The sequence below is a fragment of the Porphyromonas gingivicanis JCM 15907 genome (genome assembly GCF_000614585.1).
Taxonomy (GTDB): Bacteria; Bacteroidota; Bacteroidia; order Bacteroidales; family Porphyromonadaceae; genus Porphyromonas; species Porphyromonas gingivicanis.
Genome location: NZ_BAKX01000002.1, coordinates 79,377 through 99,035 on the forward strand (window position 1 = coordinate 79,377; position 19,659 = coordinate 99,035).

The 19,659-nt window shown below is 46.1% G+C and carries 21 protein-coding genes and 1 pseudogene; 10 read left to right on the forward strand and 12 right to left on the reverse strand.

The annotated features are described in order from the left end of the window. The first annotated feature begins 94 nt into the window (after window positions 1-94). The 6 genes from JCM15907_RS02460 to JCM15907_RS12025 all read left to right on the forward strand — a co-directional run bounded on the left by JCM15907_RS02460 (window position 95) and on the right by JCM15907_RS12025 (window position 4,956). Window positions 95-892: a hypothetical protein gene (locus JCM15907_RS02460; RefSeq protein ID WP_148297439.1), complete on the forward strand. Its 798-nt coding sequence runs from the start codon at window positions 95-97 to the stop codon at window positions 890-892. A gap of 324 nt (window positions 893-1,216) precedes the next feature. After that, window positions 1,217-2,128, forward strand: a complete 912-nt coding sequence (locus JCM15907_RS02470) for a YitT family protein (protein ID WP_025842583.1) — start codon at window positions 1,217-1,219, stop codon at window positions 2,126-2,128. Window positions 2,129-2,130: 2 nt separating this feature from the next. Next, window positions 2,131-2,835 carry a peptidylprolyl isomerase gene (locus JCM15907_RS02475; RefSeq protein ID WP_025842584.1) on the forward strand — a complete coding sequence of 235 codons (705 nt, stop codon included), beginning with the start codon at window positions 2,131-2,133 and terminating at the stop codon, window positions 2,833-2,835. A gap of 2 nt (window positions 2,836-2,837) precedes the next feature. Beyond that, entirely contained in the window at window positions 2,838-3,545 is a 708-nt protein-coding gene (locus tag JCM15907_RS02480; RefSeq protein ID WP_025842585.1) for an SAM-dependent methyltransferase, read from the forward strand. After that, a complete protein-coding gene (locus JCM15907_RS10305) occupies window positions 3,542-4,519 on the forward strand; it encodes an RsmB/NOP family class I SAM-dependent RNA methyltransferase (protein ID WP_051522336.1) in 978 nt (325 codons plus the stop codon). The genes JCM15907_RS02480 and JCM15907_RS10305 overlap by 4 nt, the downstream gene beginning before the upstream one ends. Further along, on the forward strand, window positions 4,516-4,956 hold the full coding sequence (locus JCM15907_RS12025; RefSeq protein WP_051522337.1) for a methyltransferase RsmF C-terminal domain-like protein: 441 nt from the start codon (window positions 4,516-4,518) through the stop codon (window positions 4,954-4,956). The genes JCM15907_RS10305 and JCM15907_RS12025 overlap by 4 nt, the downstream gene beginning before the upstream one ends. A 285-nt stretch (window positions 4,957-5,241) precedes the next feature. On the opposite strand, the gene JCM15907_RS02495 is transcribed toward JCM15907_RS12025, so the two are convergent. From JCM15907_RS02495 to JCM15907_RS02515, 4 genes are all read right to left on the reverse strand, one after another. Then, window positions 5,242-5,979, reverse strand: coding sequence for an outer membrane beta-barrel protein (locus tag JCM15907_RS02495; RefSeq protein ID WP_025842587.1), 738 nt, complete (start codon window positions 5,977-5,979; stop codon window positions 5,242-5,244). Between the two features lie 433 nt (window positions 5,980-6,412). Continuing rightward, on the reverse strand, window positions 6,413-6,559 hold the full coding sequence (rpmH, locus tag JCM15907_RS02505) for a 50S ribosomal protein L34 (protein WP_025842589.1): 147 nt from the start codon (window positions 6,557-6,559) through the stop codon (window positions 6,413-6,415). A gap of 27 nt (window positions 6,560-6,586) precedes the next feature. Further along, window positions 6,587-7,216, reverse strand: a complete 630-nt coding sequence (locus JCM15907_RS02510) for a Maf-like protein (protein ID WP_025842590.1) — start codon at window positions 7,214-7,216, stop codon at window positions 6,587-6,589. 73 nt (window positions 7,217-7,289) lie between these two features. Beyond that, window positions 7,290-7,814 carry a KdsC family phosphatase gene (locus tag JCM15907_RS02515; protein WP_025842591.1) on the reverse strand — a complete coding sequence of 175 codons (525 nt, stop codon included), beginning with the start codon at window positions 7,812-7,814 and terminating at the stop codon, window positions 7,290-7,292. Window positions 7,815-8,178: 364 nt separating this feature from the next. Here JCM15907_RS02515 and JCM15907_RS02520 point away from each other — a divergent pair, with 364 nt between their 5' ends. Further along, window positions 8,179-8,463: a cupin domain-containing protein gene (locus tag JCM15907_RS02520; protein WP_025842592.1), complete on the forward strand. Its 285-nt coding sequence runs from the start codon at window positions 8,179-8,181 to the stop codon at window positions 8,461-8,463. On the opposite strand, the gene JCM15907_RS12800 is transcribed toward JCM15907_RS02520, so the two are convergent. Next, complete coding sequence (locus JCM15907_RS12800) at window positions 8,447-8,626, reverse strand: hypothetical protein (protein ID WP_148297440.1); 180 nt, start codon at window positions 8,624-8,626, stop codon at window positions 8,447-8,449. The two genes, JCM15907_RS02520 and JCM15907_RS12800, sit on opposite strands and share 17 nt — an antisense overlap. A gap of 28 nt (window positions 8,627-8,654) precedes the next feature. On the opposite strand from JCM15907_RS12800, the gene JCM15907_RS12805 reads away from it, so the two are divergent. The 3 genes from JCM15907_RS12805 (at window position 8,655) to JCM15907_RS02535 (ending at window position 11,363) form a co-directional block, all read left to right on the forward strand. Further along, on the forward strand, window positions 8,655-8,849 hold the full coding sequence (locus JCM15907_RS12805; protein WP_148297441.1) for a hypothetical protein: 195 nt from the start codon (window positions 8,655-8,657) through the stop codon (window positions 8,847-8,849). A 365-nt stretch (window positions 8,850-9,214) separates the two neighbouring features. After that, the gene (locus tag JCM15907_RS02530) at window positions 9,215-10,414 is read left to right on the forward strand and encodes a T9SS type A sorting domain-containing protein (RefSeq protein ID WP_159099899.1); all 1,200 of its coding nucleotides are present in this window, start codon (window positions 9,215-9,217) and stop codon (window positions 10,412-10,414) included. Window positions 10,415-10,640: 226 nt separating this feature from the next. Next, window positions 10,641-11,363 (forward strand): M15 family metallopeptidase, encoded by a 723-nt coding sequence (locus JCM15907_RS02535; RefSeq protein ID WP_242396772.1) that lies wholly within the window; start codon window positions 10,641-10,643, stop codon window positions 11,361-11,363. A gap of 210 nt (window positions 11,364-11,573) precedes the next feature. Here the strand turns inward: JCM15907_RS02535 and JCM15907_RS13130 are convergent. The 7 genes and pseudogenes from JCM15907_RS13130 to rplS form a co-directional block, all read right to left on the reverse strand. Further along, window positions 11,574-11,888 (reverse strand): annotated as a pseudogene (locus JCM15907_RS13130) (DUF6562 domain-containing protein); the annotation flags it as partial. Window positions 11,889-11,920: 32 nt separating this feature from the next. Then, window positions 11,921-12,604, reverse strand: a complete 684-nt coding sequence (locus JCM15907_RS02550) for a DUF6562 domain-containing protein (protein ID WP_025842597.1) — start codon at window positions 12,602-12,604, stop codon at window positions 11,921-11,923. A 52-nt stretch (window positions 12,605-12,656) separates the two neighbouring features. Beyond that, on the reverse strand, window positions 12,657-14,651 hold the full coding sequence (locus tag JCM15907_RS02555) for a DUF6562 domain-containing protein (protein WP_025842598.1): 1,995 nt from the start codon (window positions 14,649-14,651) through the stop codon (window positions 12,657-12,659). 73 nt (window positions 14,652-14,724) lie between these two features. Continuing rightward, window positions 14,725-15,762, reverse strand: coding sequence for a DUF6562 domain-containing protein (locus tag JCM15907_RS02560; RefSeq protein WP_025842599.1), 1,038 nt, complete (start codon window positions 15,760-15,762; stop codon window positions 14,725-14,727). Between the two features lie 15 nt (window positions 15,763-15,777). After that, on the reverse strand, window positions 15,778-16,869 hold the full coding sequence (locus JCM15907_RS02565; protein WP_025842600.1) for a DUF6562 domain-containing protein: 1,092 nt from the start codon (window positions 16,867-16,869) through the stop codon (window positions 15,778-15,780). 11 nt (window positions 16,870-16,880) lie between these two features. Next, the gene (locus tag JCM15907_RS02570; RefSeq protein ID WP_025842601.1) at window positions 16,881-18,164 is read right to left on the reverse strand and encodes a DUF3575 domain-containing protein; all 1,284 of its coding nucleotides are present in this window, start codon (window positions 18,162-18,164) and stop codon (window positions 16,881-16,883) included. 986 nt (window positions 18,165-19,150) lie between these two features. Next, window positions 19,151-19,516, reverse strand: coding sequence for a 50S ribosomal protein L19 (rplS, locus tag JCM15907_RS02575; protein WP_025842602.1), 366 nt, complete (start codon window positions 19,514-19,516; stop codon window positions 19,151-19,153). Window positions 19,517-19,659: the final 143 nt, after the last annotated feature.

The window sequence follows — 19,659 nt, forward strand, 5'->3', positions numbered from 1 at the left end:
TAATTACCTCCAACTGCCTACCATCGAAAGGGCAGAAGAGAAACATACAAGATGGCTAGGGAGAGTATTATGATATTATCAAAGTGAGACCGATTTGAAACAACAGATTGTAAAAAAGGATTTTGATATGCAGAAAAAAGTTTTTGTGGAAGGCATCGTTGGATTTTTTGCATTTGTGATTTTGCTTTCCTCTTGTCTACAAGGTAAGAAGAGCTCTATTAAGAACGAACAACAAGTTTTTGGACAGGTCGGTTACCTGAGAGATGGCATCGTTGGCGTCTCTTATATGGGGACTAATTACCTCCATCTATCCGATTTTTCCGACTATAGCGACCGTATCGTCTACCGACACGTTAAAGGGGGGAGTCGAGGTCCCTCGATCACTTTTAAGTTTTTCTTGAGAGATGTGCGTTCCGACTATCCTCGCTACCATGAGTTGTTTGACGTGACCAACTATTGTGAGCGCAAACCTTGGCTTAAAAGACGGGGTGGGGCACCTATCCGACCTATAGATTTATGCTTGGCAACCTTCGAGAAAGTCGCCATTACGGCTAATTGCTCTTTCGGTGAGGCGTATCCTGCGGGGAGCGACCTTTCGCCTCTTGCCATTTTTATGTTCAATGACTTTGCCACCTTTGTGGAAAAGAACTTCGATGACAAAGAGATTGAAGAGCCCCTATATATAAAGGGCGACGACGTAGAGGCGTGGAAGAAAGTGCGCCTTTCGTTGCCCTATTTTTCGTTTTTCATAAACCGAGAACCCGATTTGAAGGAGGGCGAAGAGCTACAACTCACCTTTACGTTTGACGTTATCGACCGATTGGTCTCCGACACCGAGCATAAGAGATTTCAAAAGACCTTTACGTTCTACCCCTCTGACAACCCTCTTTGAATAGGAAAGGGGCTAAGGAAAAGGCGGAAGAAGCCCCAAGAATCTAAACCGACCCGATGAGGAGAAAGGAAAAAGCCCTCTCTTTGTAGTGCGATAGACACTGCCGAGAGAGGGGTGTTTGTAGTTGTAGGCATCGAGTTTTTCGATGGCGATGCTTCTCTTTCGCTCCAAAAGGAGGGGCAAATTCTTAAGTGCGGAGTGCATCGAAAGCAGAGGGAAAAAGATTAACTTTGCCTCCCAAAATAGGCACGTTTTAGGACTATGGTGGCGAGATGCTTCGGGCAGAGCTAAAATAGTTCCGCTGGGAAGCCTAAAAGAAACAGAATGAAAAAGAGAAGAAACCCCTTCACCGAGCTACGACCTGCCTCTCGAAAGCAGTTGCTCAACGATATTTTTCTGCTCCTTCTGGGAGCCTTACTGCAAGCGGCTGCCTATGCTATCTTCATCGCACCAGCGGGGATTGTGCCCGGGGGTGTGTATGGTATAAGTATTGCTATCAATCATCTCTCCAAGGGGGTATGGGACATTTTCCCCAACGGATTGCCCATCGGGGTGGTGGCGTACTTCTTCAATATACCGCTCTTCCTATTGGCGGCACGTAGTTTGGGGCTCTCTTCGGGGGCAAAGACCATTGCCACATTCCTTTCCATCGGTCTTTTTACTGACCTTATCACTACCTATATCACACATGGTAAGCCCATTATCGAAGATGACCCCTTCTTGGCATCGGTCTATGGTGGGGCTATCCTCGGGTTAGGGGTGTTCCTTACGTTCAAAGTGGGTAGTACGAGTGCTGGTACCGATGTGTTGGCGCGTGTGCTGAGTAAGGGGCGTAATATAAAAACGAGTAACCTGATTATCTTCGTTGATGCGATGGTTATCCTTTTTGGGTTGATTGTTTTTGGCGACTTGAAAGTGCCTCTCTATTCGTTGGTTACCATCGTCGTATATGGTAAGGTGCTTGACTTGATGTCGCCCGAAAACCCTAACAAGGCGGTTTTCATCGTAAGCGAAAATCCGCACCAACTGAGAGACATTATCGTAGAGCAGTTGGGCTTGCGGGCTACCTACCTACATGGTCAGGGAATGTATGCAGGCGTGGAGCGAGATACTATATTTATGATTGTCGAGCGTAAGCACTTGGCACCGCTCAAACGCTTGGTTTTGGAGCGTGATCCTAAGGCATTTATCGCCACGACCAATGCTACGAACGACACCTTACCCCCATTGATTTAGTTATGAAAAGAGTAGCACTTTTAACCCTTTCGCTTGTGCTTATGATGAGTGCGGCATGGGCGCAACTCAAAGCCCCTTGTCAAGAAGAGGTGAAGAACTTCGTGAAGATTGAAACCAACAAGGGCGATTTCGTGGTGGCACTCTATGAGGGTACGCCTGCGCATCGAGACAATTTCCTCCGTTTGGTGCAGGAGCGTGCCTATGAGCAAACCATCTTTCATCGAGTTATCAATCGCTTTATGATACAAGGAGGCAATCTGATGACCCGCAACGCAACGCCCGAGATGGATGTGAGCTTAGATACCATTAGCCGTCGTCTCCCTGCGGAGATTGATATGGTACGCTTCTTTCACAAGCGTGGTGCGCTGTGTGCCGCTCGTGAGGGCGATGAGGTCAATCCTGAAAAAGCCTCCTCTTCCACACAATTCTATATCGTTACAGGAACTTATTTTACCGACATAGACCTCGATGAGATGGAGCGAAGCAAGGGGAAATCTTATACTCCCGAGCAACGAGAAGCCTACAAAATGTATGGCGGTACGCCCCATTTGGACGACCATTACACCGTCTTTGGCGAAGTGGTCAAGGGGATGGACGTGGTAGAAAAGATACAGAGCGTGAAGACCAACGCCGAGAACCGCCCTACGAAAGACGTTGTTATCCGTCGTATGACACTCGTTTCAAACCCTAACGCTACGAAGAAATAAAGATGCAGACGGGTGTTTTGTACATGATTCCCGTGCCGATTGCCGAGGGCGAAAATAGTGCATTCTTCCCCGTGGTCAATGCTCCTATTGTGGAGGGTTTGGAGCTTTTTTTTGTAGAGAATATCCGTTCCGCGCGTAGAGCTATTCGTTCGCTTTGTCCCTCCAAACCGATAGATCCGATCACCTTTGTCGAAATAGGTAAGCACGCCGATGATACCGCCCTACACGAAGCCTTTAAGCGCATCCAAGCAGGCACTTCGGCAGGGGTGCTTTCAGAGGCTGGTTGTCCGGGCGTAGCCGATCCCGGGGCACAGGTGGCTCGCTTGGCACATCAAATGGGAGTGCGTGTAGTGCCTCTTATCGGACCCTCGTCGCTCCTTATGGGGCTTATGGCATCGGGACTCAATGGGCAACGCTTTGCTTTCGTGGGCTACTTGCCACGAGAGTCGGCAGAGCTAAAGCAAGCTATCCGTCAGTTAGAGCAACGTATCGCATCGCAGGGTGAGGCGCAACTCTTTATCGAAACGCCCTATCGCAATCAACGTATTGCTGAGACCCTATGGGCGCATTGCCAGCCCTCTACCCGTCTCTGTATAGCGCAAGATATAACGGGGGCGCACGAAAAGATTATCACCAAAACCATTGCTCAGTGGCGTAAGTCTCCTTTTGTTTTTGAGAAATTGCCCACGCTCTTTATCCTTGGCGCATGAGCGAATTAATTCCTACGCCCCCCCTCTCGGACGAGTTCCGCCACTCTATCGAAGCCTCTTATCCCGAAGAGGCGGAGCGTTTACTTTGGGCTTTGGAGCATAGTGAGCCTGCTCTCTCTATCCGTTGCAACCAAATCAAGCAAACTATTTACAACTTTTCACTCTCCCATCTGCCCATAGATCGGGCGGTGTGTTGGTGCGAGGGAGGGCATTATCTCTCAGAGCGACCTTTCTTTGCCCATGACCCGCTGTGGCATGCTGGGGCTTACTATGTGCAGGAGGCTGGCTCTATGGCACTCGCTCAACTCCAATCCCTGCTGGGCGAAAAGTCGATAGATGTCTTGGATCTCTCGGCAGCACCGGGGGGGAAGAGTACCTTGCTCACCCAGATTTTACCCAAAGGAAGTCTTCTTGTGGCGAATGAACCCATTCCCAAGCGAGCGCAGATACTGACTGAAAATCTCATTAAATGGGGTTATCCTGATGTTGTCGTAACGCAATCCTACCCTGACCAACTGCGCCGTGCAGGGGTAACATTTGACCTAATTGTGGTAGATGCTCCTTGTTCGGGAGAGGGACTCTTTCGCAAATCGCCCGAAGCACGCAACGAGTGGTCGTTAGGGGCGATGGAGGAGTGTGCTGTGCGACAGAGAGAGATACTCCAAGAGGCATGGCAGATGCTCCGTCCCAACGGCTGGTTAGTCTATGCAACTTGTACGTTCAATCGGCTGGAAAACGAGGCTAATGTCCGTTTCTTGATAGAGCAATTCGGTGCTACTCCTATCCTGCTGGCAGATGTGCCTGATGAATGGCGTTGGGTGCAGGGGGCAGAAGGACTCGGCTACCACTTCCTGCCCGGGATAACCGATAGCGAGGGCTTTTATTGGGCACTGCTCCGCAAGGGCGATGGTGTGGACGAAAGTATTGCAACAAAAGCTCCAAACGCTCTAAGAAAGGCGAACGCAAAGAGATGAATTTCTCCCTCCCTACGTTTTGCTCCGAGTGGGTGCAAGAGTCTTACCGAGGCTATGCCTCTATGACTGTGGGGGAAGAAATTGCTCTGTTGTCGGAAAGGGCAACCCTCTACTGCCGAATGCTCACGGAGGCACGTATTCCCATTCTTTCGGCAGGTATTCCTTGCGCTACCTTGAAGGGAGGGAAGCCTCGCCCCTCTGCGCTTTTGCCGTTTAGTCAGGCAATAAATACGGAGGCATTCTCGAAGGTCGAGCTTTCATTGGGTGAAGCCTTGCGCTACTTGGCAGGCGAAGCTATCCAGCTCCCCACTACTGCTCCGCAGGGCTACTGCCTACTCTTTTTCGAGGGAGTACCCATTGGATGGGCGCACAACGTGGGCAACCGAGCCAATAACCTCTATCCGAAGCCCTATCGCCTCAAATCTCTCCCGAAATAACCCTCCTTCCCCCGCTCCACGGGCAAACATCTTCATAAGAAAGAGCCTTGTAGATTCCCCCATAGAGACCCTTCTGTGCTCCTCCCTCCTTGTCTTTTGCGATAAGAGGTGATAGCTCTTTACGGAAAGAAGTCCGAAATATTGAGAGTAAAAGAGAGAGCGGTTTTTCTGCAACGGACGAGCCTCTACAAAAGACAACCCGAAAGCTACGCATTGAGCCTTCGGGTCTTTTTTTGATGGTTGATATTGTTTGCTCTTCGCTGAGAGCCTGCTCCTCACGTTGGATTAAAACCAGTAAGAGACGCCCAGCTTAAAGGCTTGCGGTTTCACCGATGTGTGGATGTAGGAGTTGGAGTAGAGTATAGGCCAAGTAGGGGTCATATCTCCCATATAGTAGAGCGAAAGTTCTAAGTTGTCCCACACACGGTAATCTGCCGCAAAGAGCAGTCCAAATCCGCTTTCATTTTGAGCTATCGTGTTCAATCTCTTGACGGTATTGTCCGCTCTCTTGACATCGAAACTTTCGGTAGCGTAGGTATTGAACTCAAAAGGCGTTACAAGATTTTCAAAAGGGTAGAGGGTACAGCGAGCTTTGCCTCCGATACCTCTTTGATAGTAAGCTCCTGCACGTAGCGTTAGACTTCCGTTGAATACCTCGTTAAAGCGTAAGCCGAGCGAGAGGGGGAGACGAAGTTTGTGGTCTTGCCAGTCGAATACAAAGCCCAAATGACTCTTTAATTCGGGGTTTTGGAAGAGGTTTCTTGTGAGCTGCGTGTTCCGTTGATAGCTGTATAGTACATCAAGGCGAGCTTGAAAACTAACCACTCCGTGGGGGAAGAAAGTGTAGCGAGCCGAAACGCCCAAGTCCGTCGTAAAGCCGGGCTTTATGGTGCTTTTGGCTGAGAAAACGCCTGCACCCGCCACGGGGGCAAACTCAAACTGCGCAAAGGCAGAGGTAGAAGGGAGCATGAAGGTCAAGATAGCCACCAATACTCCAAGAACTTTAGCTTTTGAACGATTCATAGTTCTCTCGATTTTGTTGTGTGTTATACTGTTTTTCGTTGGGTGTGTAGCAATTCTTCCTGAAGAGATACTAAACAGCTACAAATGTAGCTGTTTTTTTGTTTTGACGATGCTTTTTAACTAAATCTTAAGGGAAAAGTGCTTGTGTGAAGGCTCTAATGAAGTATGTAGAGAGAGGGTGTAGACTTTTGAGTACTTGGAATACTCAAAGAGTTTTGAGTGTTTGAAGCTGGTAATGAGTTTGTAAAATGTAGGAGATTACTTAGCACTCCTACTTCTCCTTTGTTCCCTGTTGCACAAAAAAAGAGTGTAGCGCCTTGAAAGGGAACTACACTCATTGATTTTGTAAGAGAATTATTTTGCTACCCTATGCAAAGGAACAAATCGCTTGCAGGGTTCTTTTTAGGGAAGATGAAAGAAGCTAAGCCTCTTTTTAATATTCGTCCGAAACAGTTAGTTTGGCACGTCCCTTAGCACGGCGAGCTGCCAATACGCGACGACCATTAGCCGTAGCCATACGAGAGCGGAAGCCATGTTTGTTCTTTCTCTTTCTGTTGGAGGGTTGAAACGTTCTTTTCATCGTTGTATGTAACTTATGTAATTTCTATTATACAATGCAATCAGGGTGCAAAGGTACTAATTCTTTTTCTTTTTGCAACCAATTACTCAACTCTTTGTACACAAGATGCACCGGGAGTCCCATTACGTTGTAGAAAGACCCCTCTATCCGAGCGATGCCGATGTAGCCAATCCACTCCTGTATGCCATACGAACCAGCTTTGTCGTAAGGTTTGTAGTGCGAGAGGTAGTACTCGATTTCCTCATCGCTTAGCGAAGCAAACCAAACCTTACTCTCTGCCGAGAAGGAGTATCCTTTACCCGATGGATGCAGTAATGCTACCCCCGTAATTACTCTGTGCATTGTGCCACTGAGGGAGCGGAGCATATCCCGAGCCTCTTCGGGCGAGTGTGGTTTGCCCAAGATGCGTTGCTCTGCGGTGAGTACGATGGTGTCTGCCGTGATGAGGAGTTCATCGGGAGCGAGTTGCTCTCTATACACTTGAGCCTTGCGACAGGCTAAGTGGCGAGGAACTTCGTGCGGGTCGATTTGCTCGGGAGGTGTTTCATCAATGTCGGGCATGGTGCGTACCTCGAAAGGAATGTCCAATCCTGCCAGCAACTCTCTACGACGAGGAGACTGCGAGCCTAAGACGATTTTGTAGGGTAAGTCAATCATTGGTTTATTCGTTGTGGGTCTATTAGCCTTTTTGGAAGCGATTTTTGGAGGAGTGCGGAGTGAACCAGAGAGGCTACCAATTAAGTCCCTCGCCTTGCGTTGCCCATGCACCTTGCGCTCTAAGGGTTTGCTCGATCACTTCACGAGCTATCCCCTCACCACTCTTTACGGGAGAAATGTAGCCCGCCACTTCAAGGGCTTCGACCGAAGCATCGGCAGGGGCAACCGCCAATCCTACGTAGCGCATCACCTCAATGTCGGGGATGTCATCACCCACATAGAGTACTTGGTGGGGGGCTAAGCGATATTTTTCCATAATTTTTAGGAGGTCTCGCATCTTATTGCGTGACTGCTGATAGTATTCCGTTACGCCTAAATGCGCCATACGAGCCTCCATAGGGGGCATATATCCGCCTGTAATGATGCCCACTATGTACCCTCTCTTTACGGCATATTGAAGAGCATAACCATCTCGCACGTTCACGGTACGTAGGGGGTTGCCATCTTCGCCTAATAGGGTGGTGGTACGACTAAGTACGCCGTCAATGTCGAAAAGGAAGGCTTTTATTTGGGTTAGGTCGTAGGCTATACTGCTCATTGCGATGCTTATAATGGTGCGAAAATGGGGTATTATAGGTACACTCGGTAACCTATAACTCTAACGGCAAAAAGGGTCTGTGCAAACTCTCGAAACCATCCGTGCAAATGATGGTTAGGAGTAATGGTTTTTTGGAGGATTGTCCTATGCCCCTGCGAAGATAGAAAAATTGGACGAATAGACCTCGCTATACTCTCTTCAAAAATAGACCCGACTAACGAAAAAAGTCCATGTGTCGGACTCGTAACGACTACATCTATTCCCTATAAAAAGGTATTGCCCCTCTTGTCGCCTTGTTGTACCTTTAGCCCGTAAGGGGAGACCCTCACAAGTAGAATGTGTAAACAGTAAAATAGATACGGATATGTTAGGAACGATTTATTTCAAGACGGGCATGATGCTCGACAATGAGCTTTTGCAATTGGTTCACTTACGGTTGGCGATGGGCGAAAAGGTCCCAGCGCACGACCATAAGGGGCAGGAGGTCTTTTTTACCTTGATTCGAGGCGAGGTAGCGGTAACACTGAACGAGAGTGAGACACATCATTTGAGTGTTGGGCAAGTACTCCACTTTGCAGGCGAGGCAAAGGTTGCCGTAGAAGCTCTTGCAGATAGCGAATGCTTTGTCTATCTCATTCATCGGAGATAGCTGTATGGCTGGAGTCTTCTATTAAAAAGAAATCTTCCTTAAAGAGGCTCTCATTGTGTCGAATAAAGAGGGAAGCAATGGCTGTTGCGCATAGTCCATTGAGTTGGGCTATCGCTTCTTGTTTGACTTTGTTGAGAAATGTTATCTTTGCTATTGTAAACATCAGATATAATTGGAATGCTATGAAGGGGATGTCTCGAATTATCACATTGCTGGCTATCTTGCTGATTATCGTTGTTGCCATAGGAGCTACCATCGCCTTTTTCTATCTGCCCGAGAATATGCAAGGGGTGGTTTTGGGGATAACAGCCTTGGCGTTGCTCAACTTGCTATTGGTGCTTGGCTTTACACGCTACAATGATAAGAGAGGCAGGCGTCGTAAGTAAGATGAGGAGGCTTGTAGTAAGCTGGTGTAGAGAGCTTGATAGAGAGGTCGTGTGTGCGATCTCTCTTTTCTTTTGATACATTGGAAGTGGGAGCAACGCTCTCTCTCTTGGAATGATTGCATATTTGTTTCTTTTAATAAAAATGTGTATGTTTGCATTGAAGGATAGAGATGTTGGTTGCTCAGTGCTGTTAGGTTTATAGCTCTTCCCTTTCGATTGTCTTAAAAAACGCAATAGAACTCCTATCCTTAGAAGAGCTTGCAGTACTCTTTCCCTCTGATATTACGATGGCTTATCGAGCTTTTTCTGTAGTATCATTTCAATGTGAGAAAAACAAGTTTTACAGTGTTAAACAGATTTCGATTATGCGTCAAAGAATAAAACTTTTTGCCTCCCTTGCTATGTCTCTATTGATGCTTGGCAGTGCAGTGGGGGGATGGGCACAAGAAAATGCAAACCGTAGATTGGTTCGCGTGTGGTTCGATCAGGCTCCCGAGGGAGGAATGGTCGTGGTAAAACAGGGTACTCGCATACTTCGCGATGGAGATGCGGTACACAATGGCTCTACATTGCTAATTGAGGCTTCTGTGGCACAGAGAGATTACTCTTTAGCTGTGCTACGAGTGAGTGGAAAGCATTATGTAAACCTCCCTGTGCAGAGCGTTTCTGTAAAGTATAAAGTGGAGGGAGATACACACATTAAGGCGATTTTTTCCCAGATTCAGCCTGCTAATAAGGCGACTTTAGATATTAAGAAGAACCAAGGAGGAACCTTGGAGGTGTATGTTGGAGATAGAGAGGTATTGACTGGAGAGCATGTTCCCGTAGGTACGGTGTTGCGCATTCGAGCTATATCGGGCAAAAGTTTCGTTCTTAGTAACCTCACAGCGCAGAGAGGTCAATGTTTGATTGATGAAACCTATACGAACAATCCTATTGAAGTATTCTATCGTGTAAGCGAGGCTTATACTTTGATAAAGGCATACTTTGAGCATTGGTCTTCTCTAGACAGAGTGCACGTGCCTCTTTACATAAGTGAATCAGGAAAGGGAGGTCTCCTCTATGTTTTCTTGGGTGAAAGGCAAGTATACAATGGAGATCTTGTTCCTTTGAGAGGTACTTTGACCCTAAAGGCTATTCCCGAAAGATATGGTTGGCTAACCCAACTAACGATAGGCGATGAGGCAATTATTTCTGAACCAATCTGTACTCCCTTTACCTATCGTCATACAATTGAAACAACAGTCTACGTAAGAGCGAAATTTTCCCCTACTCCCCCCTCTTCCGACAGAGGAAAGGGCGATGCCCCTATGAACAATGAAGAGATTGGGTTGGAGGGAGCTGCTCCTTATGCCTATTTCTCTTGGGCAAGAGAGGATAGCGCGTTCGTGATTGCTCGTGCCAAAGCCGATGTAAGCGTACAACTCTACAATATGAATGGTCATTTGATGCGTCAAGAACGTACTGATGCTAACGGAACTTGCAGGCTCTCGACTGAAGGATTGGCTACGGGTACTTATTTGTTGCGTGTGGGTAATGTGGTAAAGAAAGTACTTGTGAAGTAATTGCACACATTCAGTAGAGACTGTGTTTTAGTTTTTCTTTTCATAAGTTGCGTAGTGAATGGGGGAGAGCTTTTGATAGTTCTCCCCTTTTCTTACTTGCCCCTCGTTCCTCCTATTGTATGCGCACTGTCTCTCTAAGAATTATATCTTTGCGCCATGACAAGGCATTGTAACTCGCCCTTCTGTGGAGAGAGTCGTTGCCTCGATTAGATTCTTACATTGATTTATGCTATTCGCTACACTACTTCTTTCATGCGCTTGTGCGCTGACCCCTCCCTTGCTTTCTGCTCCGAAAGAGCCGATACTCTCTACCCCGATGGTTGCTATTCCCCCTATCCCCTCATCAGTAGACTCTTTGATGCTCCAGTATGGTATGGTCGAGGTTACTCGCTTTGCTCCCTCCATTGTGGTAGACTTACGTTACGCTACGGCGGATAACTTCACGGGGCAACAGCTCTACACCGAATTGAACAAAGCCTATTTAGAAAAAGGATTTGCTGAACGCCTTGTTCGTGCGCAAAGAATTCTTTCAAAGCGTCGGCCCGGGTATCGTTTTATTATCTTCGATGCAGCCCGTCCGATTAGTGTACAGCGCAAAATGTATGCTTTGGTTGCTAATACGCCTCTGAAAGTTTACGTTGCCAATGGCAATAGAGGGGGCAGACACAACTATGGGGTGGCGGTCGATTTGAGTATCGTCGATGCCAAAGGTAAGTTGCTCGATATGGGAACGCCCTTTGATTATTTCGGGGAGGAGGCACATACCGACCAAGAGGAACGATTGGTGCGTGAAGGGCGCATCTCTCATCAAGCTCGAAGCAATAGAGAGTTGCTACGGCAGATTTTGGGCGAAGTGGGACTGCGCTGCTATCATCGAGAGTGGTGGCATTTCCAAGAACGTATCGAGATGAAGGAAGTGCGCCGTCGTTACCGTCTGCTGGACTTTTAGAGAGTAGCATCCATAGAGCTTCTCTTTCTGCTTGAAAGTTCCCCTCTTGCCTCGAACTTCTCTATTATGTATTGCTCCTATCAATAGAAGAGAAAAAGAGCTGTTCCCTCCCATGGAGAACAGCCCTTTGATGCTTCTTGCATTACCCATTGGAGGGGTGCAAAAAGGAGTTTGAAAGGAGGTTAGAACCTTAGTTTCTTTGACTTGACGCTATTGATTAATGGTTGTTTCATTGACAAAGCTCTCTTCGATAGAGATATTGAAGGTTGCATTATTTGTCAAGAGATTACCTGTTATAGTGGTAAGCCAATTACGCTGAATGGGGACATTGGTTTTGAGGTCGTGGCTGGTAATAGGGGTGGCTCCGTCCAGTGCTTCAAACTTGAGGTGGATGGGCGTTTGATTACTCTTGTCGGTCATTAGGTAGTCCACGATGAGTGTACGGTTGTTTGTACTTAAATCATAGTTTAGGGCATACTCTTTCTGATCCTTATTGATACGACCTGTGTAGAACTTGCTCTCTCCATCGGGTAAATCTTCGCTTTCGCCCTCTCCTGTTACGGCATTGAGCTTTTTGAAACGCTTGCAGCGTAGTAGGTTATTTTGAAATTGTCAGCTTTCTCCAATTTGTGCAAGCCCCAGTCGGTAGTTACAGCACGCAACTTCGCAAAAGGACGCTTTAGTACGAGCGACTCATTAACGCTTTGGTTGCCTACTTGAAGGTCTTTAGTTATGAAGTAGGCATCGCGACTCTCATCGTTCAAGATGTCTTGCTTGTCGGGCTGTGCATAGCTAATAGCCTTAAAGTCTGCCGTGTTATAGTGGAGGTCGGCATCCGTCCCCTGGGTCACGAAGTCTGCCCATACTACTACTTTGTAGTTGCGATTGGGTGTGAGTCGAAGAGAGAAGGTTACAGGTTCGTAACTATCTACCACCTTTTTGATGGGAGCCACAGCTATGGGTGTTTCAGAGCCATCTACACGATAAACTGCCAACTGATAGCGGAGGTCATACTGGGTCATATTAACATTGGTAAGCCCTCCAGCAGCACTATTGCTTTTATCTCCGTAAAGTGCGGAGCGGGTGTTACTAATCTCTCCATCGGTAGGAAGTGTGAGAGTAAAGGTTACATTACCCTCTTCCGAGGCATTAACCGCTTGGTTGTTCATCTCTATGTCTTTGGTTTGACATGCTGTGAGAAGCAGAGATAAACTGCTTAGGTATATTGCTAATTTTTTCATACGTTTAAGTATTTAACCTTGTTGAATAATATTCTTGATGTTTCGCTTCAGCTTAAGGCTGGATGATACTGATCTTATTTGCATTTCGTTCCACTCGACCATAATACGGGGTAGCAGGTTTGTGAGTAGTCGGAGCACCCGTCAGATGATTTACATATTTCACATTCGTCGGGATAGGATTTCTGTCTAGGACCAAACCATCACCATATTTTACATGTCCGATAAATCCACTTATTTTGCGCGGACTGCCCACAGTTCTGATAGTAACGTAGTCAGCGCTACAAGTGCGAATGGTGATTCCACGCCCTCCAACTACTTCTCCGATAAAACCACCGACGTCTCCATCATAAAAGCCTCCCTTACAAATTAGATTTATATCTTTTACCGAACAGTTCTCTAAGCTGGCTCCACCGACACCAACCCAACCGACAAGTCCCCCGATATTTTGAGTATATCCTTGCATCAAGGCTGCTTTTACTTCTATATGTCTAGCATGAACATTTGTAAAACTGAGAGAGGTACTCCAGTTGGCTCCGGCATAGCCAATACAACCAGCAAAGTAGGCGGGTTCATTGTCGTGGGGTATAGGATTGCCGTGTTCATCGGTATGTACTTTATCGTCAGCACGACCATTGATGGTAATATTCTCAAACGTTACATTTTTCATATTACCATTATATGCGCCAAATACTCCTGTGTAAGCCATTACTTTATAGGAAAGCCAACCACCGAGGGCGCTATATTCGTACAGAGTACTATACTTCCCATTGAGAGAGAAGTTTTTGAGCTTGTGGCCTTGTCCGTCAAAGTCGAAGTTGGCATTGTGAATCGGCTTCCACTCTATCCCAGCCATATCTATGTCGCTGGTTAATACTACTTTCTTGTCATTGACAGTGGCCACATTGTCGGGCAACCAAGCAAATTCGTTGCGATTATTGATAGTATAAGTATTAGTCGCAGCATCGAATGCAGGAGCTATGGGGTTTATTACGGCAGGATTCCACCACATTTCTGCTACGTTCCAATTGTTTACAAAGTTCTCATCAATAGAGATGGAGAAAGTTGCATCTGTCGTTAGTACATTACCCGTAATGGTAGTCAGCCAGTTGCGCTGGATAGGAATGTTAGTTTTCAAATTGTGTTTAGCGATAGGAGTAGTACCGTCTAACGCTTCGATAACCATATGGATGGGTGTTTGCTCTGTGAGGTCAGTCATAAGGTAATCCACAGTAAGCGTTCTATTGTTGGCACTTTGGTCGTAGTTTAGGGCATATTCCTTTTCATCCTTATTGATAGTACCTGTATAGGTTACAGTGCCCGGATTGGGGAGGTCTTCGCTGGTAGCAACACCTGTGAGAGCATTCATCCCTGTAAAGCGTTTGCATCCATAGTAGGTTACTTTGAAGTTGTCCGCCTTTTCAAGCTCGTACAATCCCCAATCTGTGGTTACAACACGCACTTTGGCAAAAGGACGCTTGAGTACCAGATTGTCTGTGAAGTCGGTATTGCCGAGGTTGAACTCCTTAGTAATAAAGTAGGCATCACGGCTCTCATCGTTGAGGATATCGGTCTTTTGTACGTCTTTGTAGACAATGTTGGTCAAGTCGGAAGTGTTGTAGTGCAAATCCTCTTCGGAGCCTTGGGTTACAAAGTCCGCCCATACCACAGCTTTGTAGGTGCGGTTAGGGGTTAATCGCAGAGAGAAAGATACGGGTTGGTATCTATCTACCACCTTTTTGATAGGAGCAACAGCTTCAATGGTTGTGCCTGAGGCTTCTACACGATAAATTGCCAACTGGTAGCGAAGATCGTGTGAGGTGGTGAGATTTACATTCGTGAGACCGCCTGCGGCACTACTGCTTTGCTCTCCATAGAGGGCAGCACGAGTAGCTTGGAGACCTTGCTCTTCGGGAATAGATAGCGTAAAGTTGATATTAGCTTCGCTACTACCATCGGGTACTTGTTGGTCTATAACAAGCACCTCCTTGGTCTGACATCCTGCCAGAAGAAATAGAGAAAATAGAAGGTAGATTGCTTTGATTTTCATTGTTGTATAAAATAAAAATGGATTAATATGCAAAGAGTAAATATTTAATAGTTAGTTTCTTGTGCTCATCTCTTTAATTAAAAGGAGTTAGAGAGAGACGTGGAGTTGCTTCTCCCGATAGTGTAACTGTACCATTTGTATTGGTAAGCATATTACCCGTAATGGTGGTTAGCCAGTTACGTTGGATAGGAATGTTGCTCTTGAGATTGTAGCGCACTAACGAAGTAGTGCCCTCTAAGGCTTCGAATATAATGTTAATCGGAGTTTGTCCTTTTGAAGGAGTCATCAGATAGTCCACCATGATGGTGCGATTGTTAGGGCTCAAGTCGTAACCCAAGGCGTACTCTTTTTCGGTTTTGTTGAGTGTACCACTATAGGTGGTAACGTTTTCACTTTTGGGGAGGTCGATGCTTGTACTCTGGTCTGTGAGGAGGTTGATGCTTGTAAATCGTTTACAACCATAGTAAGCTATCTTTATTTGGTCTACTTTTGGTGCTGTGGGCTCCCAGTCTGTTGTTACGATACGTAGTTTGGCAAAGGGACGTTTTAGAACGAGTTGCTGTGCCACCCCTTGGTTGGTTACTGCAAACTCTTGTACACCATAAAAGGCATCGCGGCTCTCATCGTTGAGAATTGCGGTAGCATCGGAGGGCAAGAGGGTGATGTTAGGGAAGTCTTGCGTATTGTAATGGTGGTCTGTACGAGTGCCTTGAGGTATGAAGTCTGCCCATACCACAGCTTTGTAAGTGCGATTGGGGCTGAGACGTAGAGCAAATGTAGTGGGGGTGTTGGCATCCTCGATCTTTGACAGAGGGGCAACCACTCGGCGGTGCGTTCCGTCGCTTTCTACCTTATAAATGGCTATTTGGTAGCGTAGGTCGTATTTATTAACCCAATCAATGTTATGTATGCCCCCTAAAGCACTATTGCTCTCTTGACCCAAGAGGGCAGAGCGAGTCTGTAACTCTCCATCGGGGGGTGATACAGAAAAACTAACTTCTATCATGGAGGTTTGCTCTTCAAGGTCGTTATCAACCCCTTGCTTAGGTTGGCAAGAGGGTGTTACTATAAGGACCAAAAGGGAGAGAAATAGTATTGCAATTCTTTTCATCTTTTCAGGGGAGAATTATATTTCTACAATATGTTCGCCATCAAACTTTTCGTCGATAGAGACCTGACCTCCATTGTCAATCTTTTTGGTCAAGAAAGGAGCTTTGACTACCGTCTCATGGTTGCGTAGTAAGGGTACTTCTACATTGGAACAACGACTAATCTCTACGCCGTTAGCATCGAAGAAATAGAGGTCTACGATGATGTTGTCTTCCTTTTTGAAACTTGTGAAAAGGTAGTCTTTCAGCAGGATAATCTCCTCTGTATCTTGCGAAAGGTCGTCGGGTAGTGGAGCTTCGAAACTATAGGTGCTAATAAATTCGTTCGGTTCTTTCTGAGAAACATCGTATCCTATGCTCACGTACTGCTTGTAGGTTACTTTCACTTTGCCTCCTTTTAGTTTACCACCATCTTGAACAAAGGCACGATAGTCCGAAGCGACTAATGTATAGCGAGCCACGGGGCGAGAAAGTAATACGGGGATAAGGCGAGAGCGTTGTACTCCCATATCGGGTAGGAGAGGATAACCCTCAGGACCCAAATTCATGTCGAGCGTGAAAGATTGTTGTCCCGCAGCGCAACTTTTGAGATGTATGTCGGTTGGATAATTTTTAATGTTAGAGAGAATGTTGAGAAGAGTAGGGGTAGAGTAATGAGTATCGGTCGGCTGCCCCTTGCGTACATAGTCCGCCCAAGCCAATATGCAGTAGTTACCATCGGGTAGCTTCGTGTATAAGCGATTTTGAGGAGGAAGAGCATCTTTGTCCAACTCCATCACATGGCGAGCTACTCGCTCATCTTGGCGCATAGAGCGTGTGGCACGCGTTGGGTTGCAACGGTAGATGTCGAGGATAAGGCGCATAGCGTATCCCTCGGCAGGTTGGTAAGCAGGAGTACTCACAGCATCAAGAACTTTTACCGAACGCTCCCACTTGGGACCATATACTACCTCTTTATGGTAGAGAGGAGGCGTGCGATCGATGTGTGTTTCGACGATAACCTCCGATTCGATGGGTTGTGGATACTCATGGATGGTACGGTCGCAAGAGCTAAGTAGGCTTGCCACCCCACATAGGGTTAGGATAAGTGTATATAACTTCTTGTACATGGTGCTCTTTCTTACTTTTTACGAGGCTTGTAGAATTTGTAAGCAATGGAGATGCCAGCTCTGGTAATACCCCAATAGAAGTCGTTGCCTGAGTGGAATTTAGGACCATTGTTCCAGTTACGATAGACATCGTAGTCATATTCGGCAAAGCCTGCTCCGATGTTGAATTCTAAACTCCAGCGTCCCGCTTTGTCCAAGTGAGTGGCATAGCCGTAGCTGAGTCCCATCCCCCATAGTGCGTGGTTGGGGTCTTGGTATCGTCCATTATCGTTAATAGCCACATTAAAGCCTACTATGTGTGTATGAACCCCGAAGAAGTTGCCTCTGCCCGCTTTTTTCAACCAGTAGCGTAGCTCGGGTTGCGAAGCCAAAAGGCGTATTTTACGAGTTGGGGTGTAGTCGTAGGGAGAATACCAAACAGGTACATCCAAGCTCCATTGACGCCAAAGCTCCACTTCAAAACCAGCATTCGCAAGTAGGGCACCCAAGAAGAGCCCATTTGTTTTAATGGCCCAGAAGCGATTTTCAACAGGGGCTTCGAGGGGCATTTCAACCACAGGAGTGGGTGTTATGGTTACAGTGTCGGGTGGTAAATGGGTAGGAGTCGGAGAGACTGGAGTGGGGAGCTTAATATCTTCAGCAGAGCAGACAATAACCATACGCGAGTTACGCAATACGGGAAAAATGTCTTGTAGTAATAGTCGCCACGTCTTTCCTTGGTCTATTGCTTTTATCTTGCGTTTTCTTACTGCCCAATCATTCTCGTTTGAGATGATTTCCAAAACTCGTTCCTTGTTGGGGAATTCTTGTTCCCGAAGAAGACGAGAGAGCGTTAGCCAATCTTCCCAAAGATTTTCTTTCCGAATATCAGCGTCGGTTAAGTTGGTTTTCCTCTTGATATAGTCAGCAAACACTCGTGCACGCCATGCTCCCAACCGCTTATTGCCTTCAATAGGACCCTCAGGAGAGGCACTACCTCCAATCCAAATGTAAGACATCTTGACCCGTTCGTCTTTTCTCAATTTGTTGATAAGGTCTACAATCTCAGAGAGTTGCTCGTCTTCTCGCAACACAGCTTTGTTTACCTCATAGATGACGGGAACAAGATCCGTGTGAGCATACGCTAAAACGGAGTCTAACTTGTCGGAGGGTAGGAATGTTACATACCGAGGATACCATTCGTACGCCTGAGCAATAACAGAGTCCCCTTGAAGAGGGGGAGCCTCTACTTGTAAAGATGCTCCAGCCCATAGTACATGGACAATTAGTGAAAGGAGTAGTAGCGTTCTTTTCATATAATCAATTTAGAGCCTCTGCATATAGGAGGGAATGGCCAAGAGAGAAAAAGAGGTATAGCAGGGCTGTGAAACGATAAAAGGAGTTTGTTCAGAATGAGTGTGGATAATGGCTACATCTTGTGTAGAGAGGGTTTGTGAAGTATTGTGTGTGAACGGAACGTTTTCTATTCATAATTAAAAGGAGAATACTTTAAGCAAGGAGTTTCTCATTAATCCCAATGTCTGTTTCGTGCGCAAATGCAGTAGCATGTATCCATTTCGAGACAAAGATAAAATATTTTATTTAATGTAATATCCTCTTTTGTGAATTGTTTTTGAAAGAGGCGACATAATGTTGTTTCTTTATTGAGAGATAGCTCTTTCTGTAAGCGAAAGGTTGTAGCTTTCTAAAATCTTTGTAAAAACGTGTTCGGACGCTCTGTTTTTTTATTGAGCTATTATTGTTTTTGAAGAAAAAAGGTAGTGCAACCCGATATTGTTAAAAGTAAGTGTTGGGATAGTAGATTAAAAATGTAACCATTAACCCTTTGGAACAGAACCTTCTGTGCGAACTCTGGAAAGGATTAATCCTTAGGAGGCTAATCATTAACCTTTTAGAGGGTGTCGCGATAATATCGTATTCAGTGTGTTGTTATCGACTTCCTATTTTGTGTATAGACCTCTTTTCGCTTTCTCTTCTTTTGAGCTTAATTCTTTCTAAGGTATGATGCTTCCCCTCGGCACTATTGAGTAACCGCACTCTGCTATCGTTTTACGAAACCGTTGTGATCATAGTACTCGCGAAGTTTTACAAAGAACCTTTTCTAAGCAGATTTTAGAAGTCCGAGTAATGAGGGCTACTTATCTGCTCTAACCTCTCTATGAGAAGAGTGCCGATGGTATAAAAAGAAAGAGACACCCTATTGAAGGATGTCTCTCGTTTATTGTTCGTCTTAAAAGGACGTAAAGCCTTGTTAAGTAGATGAGGTAGAGTTACACTACAATTACTTAACGCTCTTAGAGATATTACGACGCTCTCTAATGCGAGCTGCACGACCCATACGACCACGGAGGTAGTAGAGTTTTGCACGACGTACCTTACCGTGTTTTTCTACGGTGATAGTTTCGATGAATGGGCTATCGTAAGGGAAGATACGCTCTACTCCTACTTCGCCTGAAATCTTACGTACAGTGAAACGACGCTTGTCGCCATGGCCACGGAAAGCGATGACAGTGCCACGGTACTTCTGAATACGCTCTTTACCACCTTCTGAAATGCGGTAGTCGATAGTAATAGTATCACCTACAGTGAACTTGGGGTGCTCTTTGCCAGACTTGAACTCTTCGTGCACCAACTTAATGAAATCCATACTTTCTGCTCTTTTTTAATTAGTATTTTGTACTACCAAACGCAATGTAACGAGCTGCCCCTAACGGATTATGTCTCGAAAGAGATTGCGCAAAGCGACTGCAAATGTAACCAAAACTTTCGATATACCAAAGAGTTACCTTT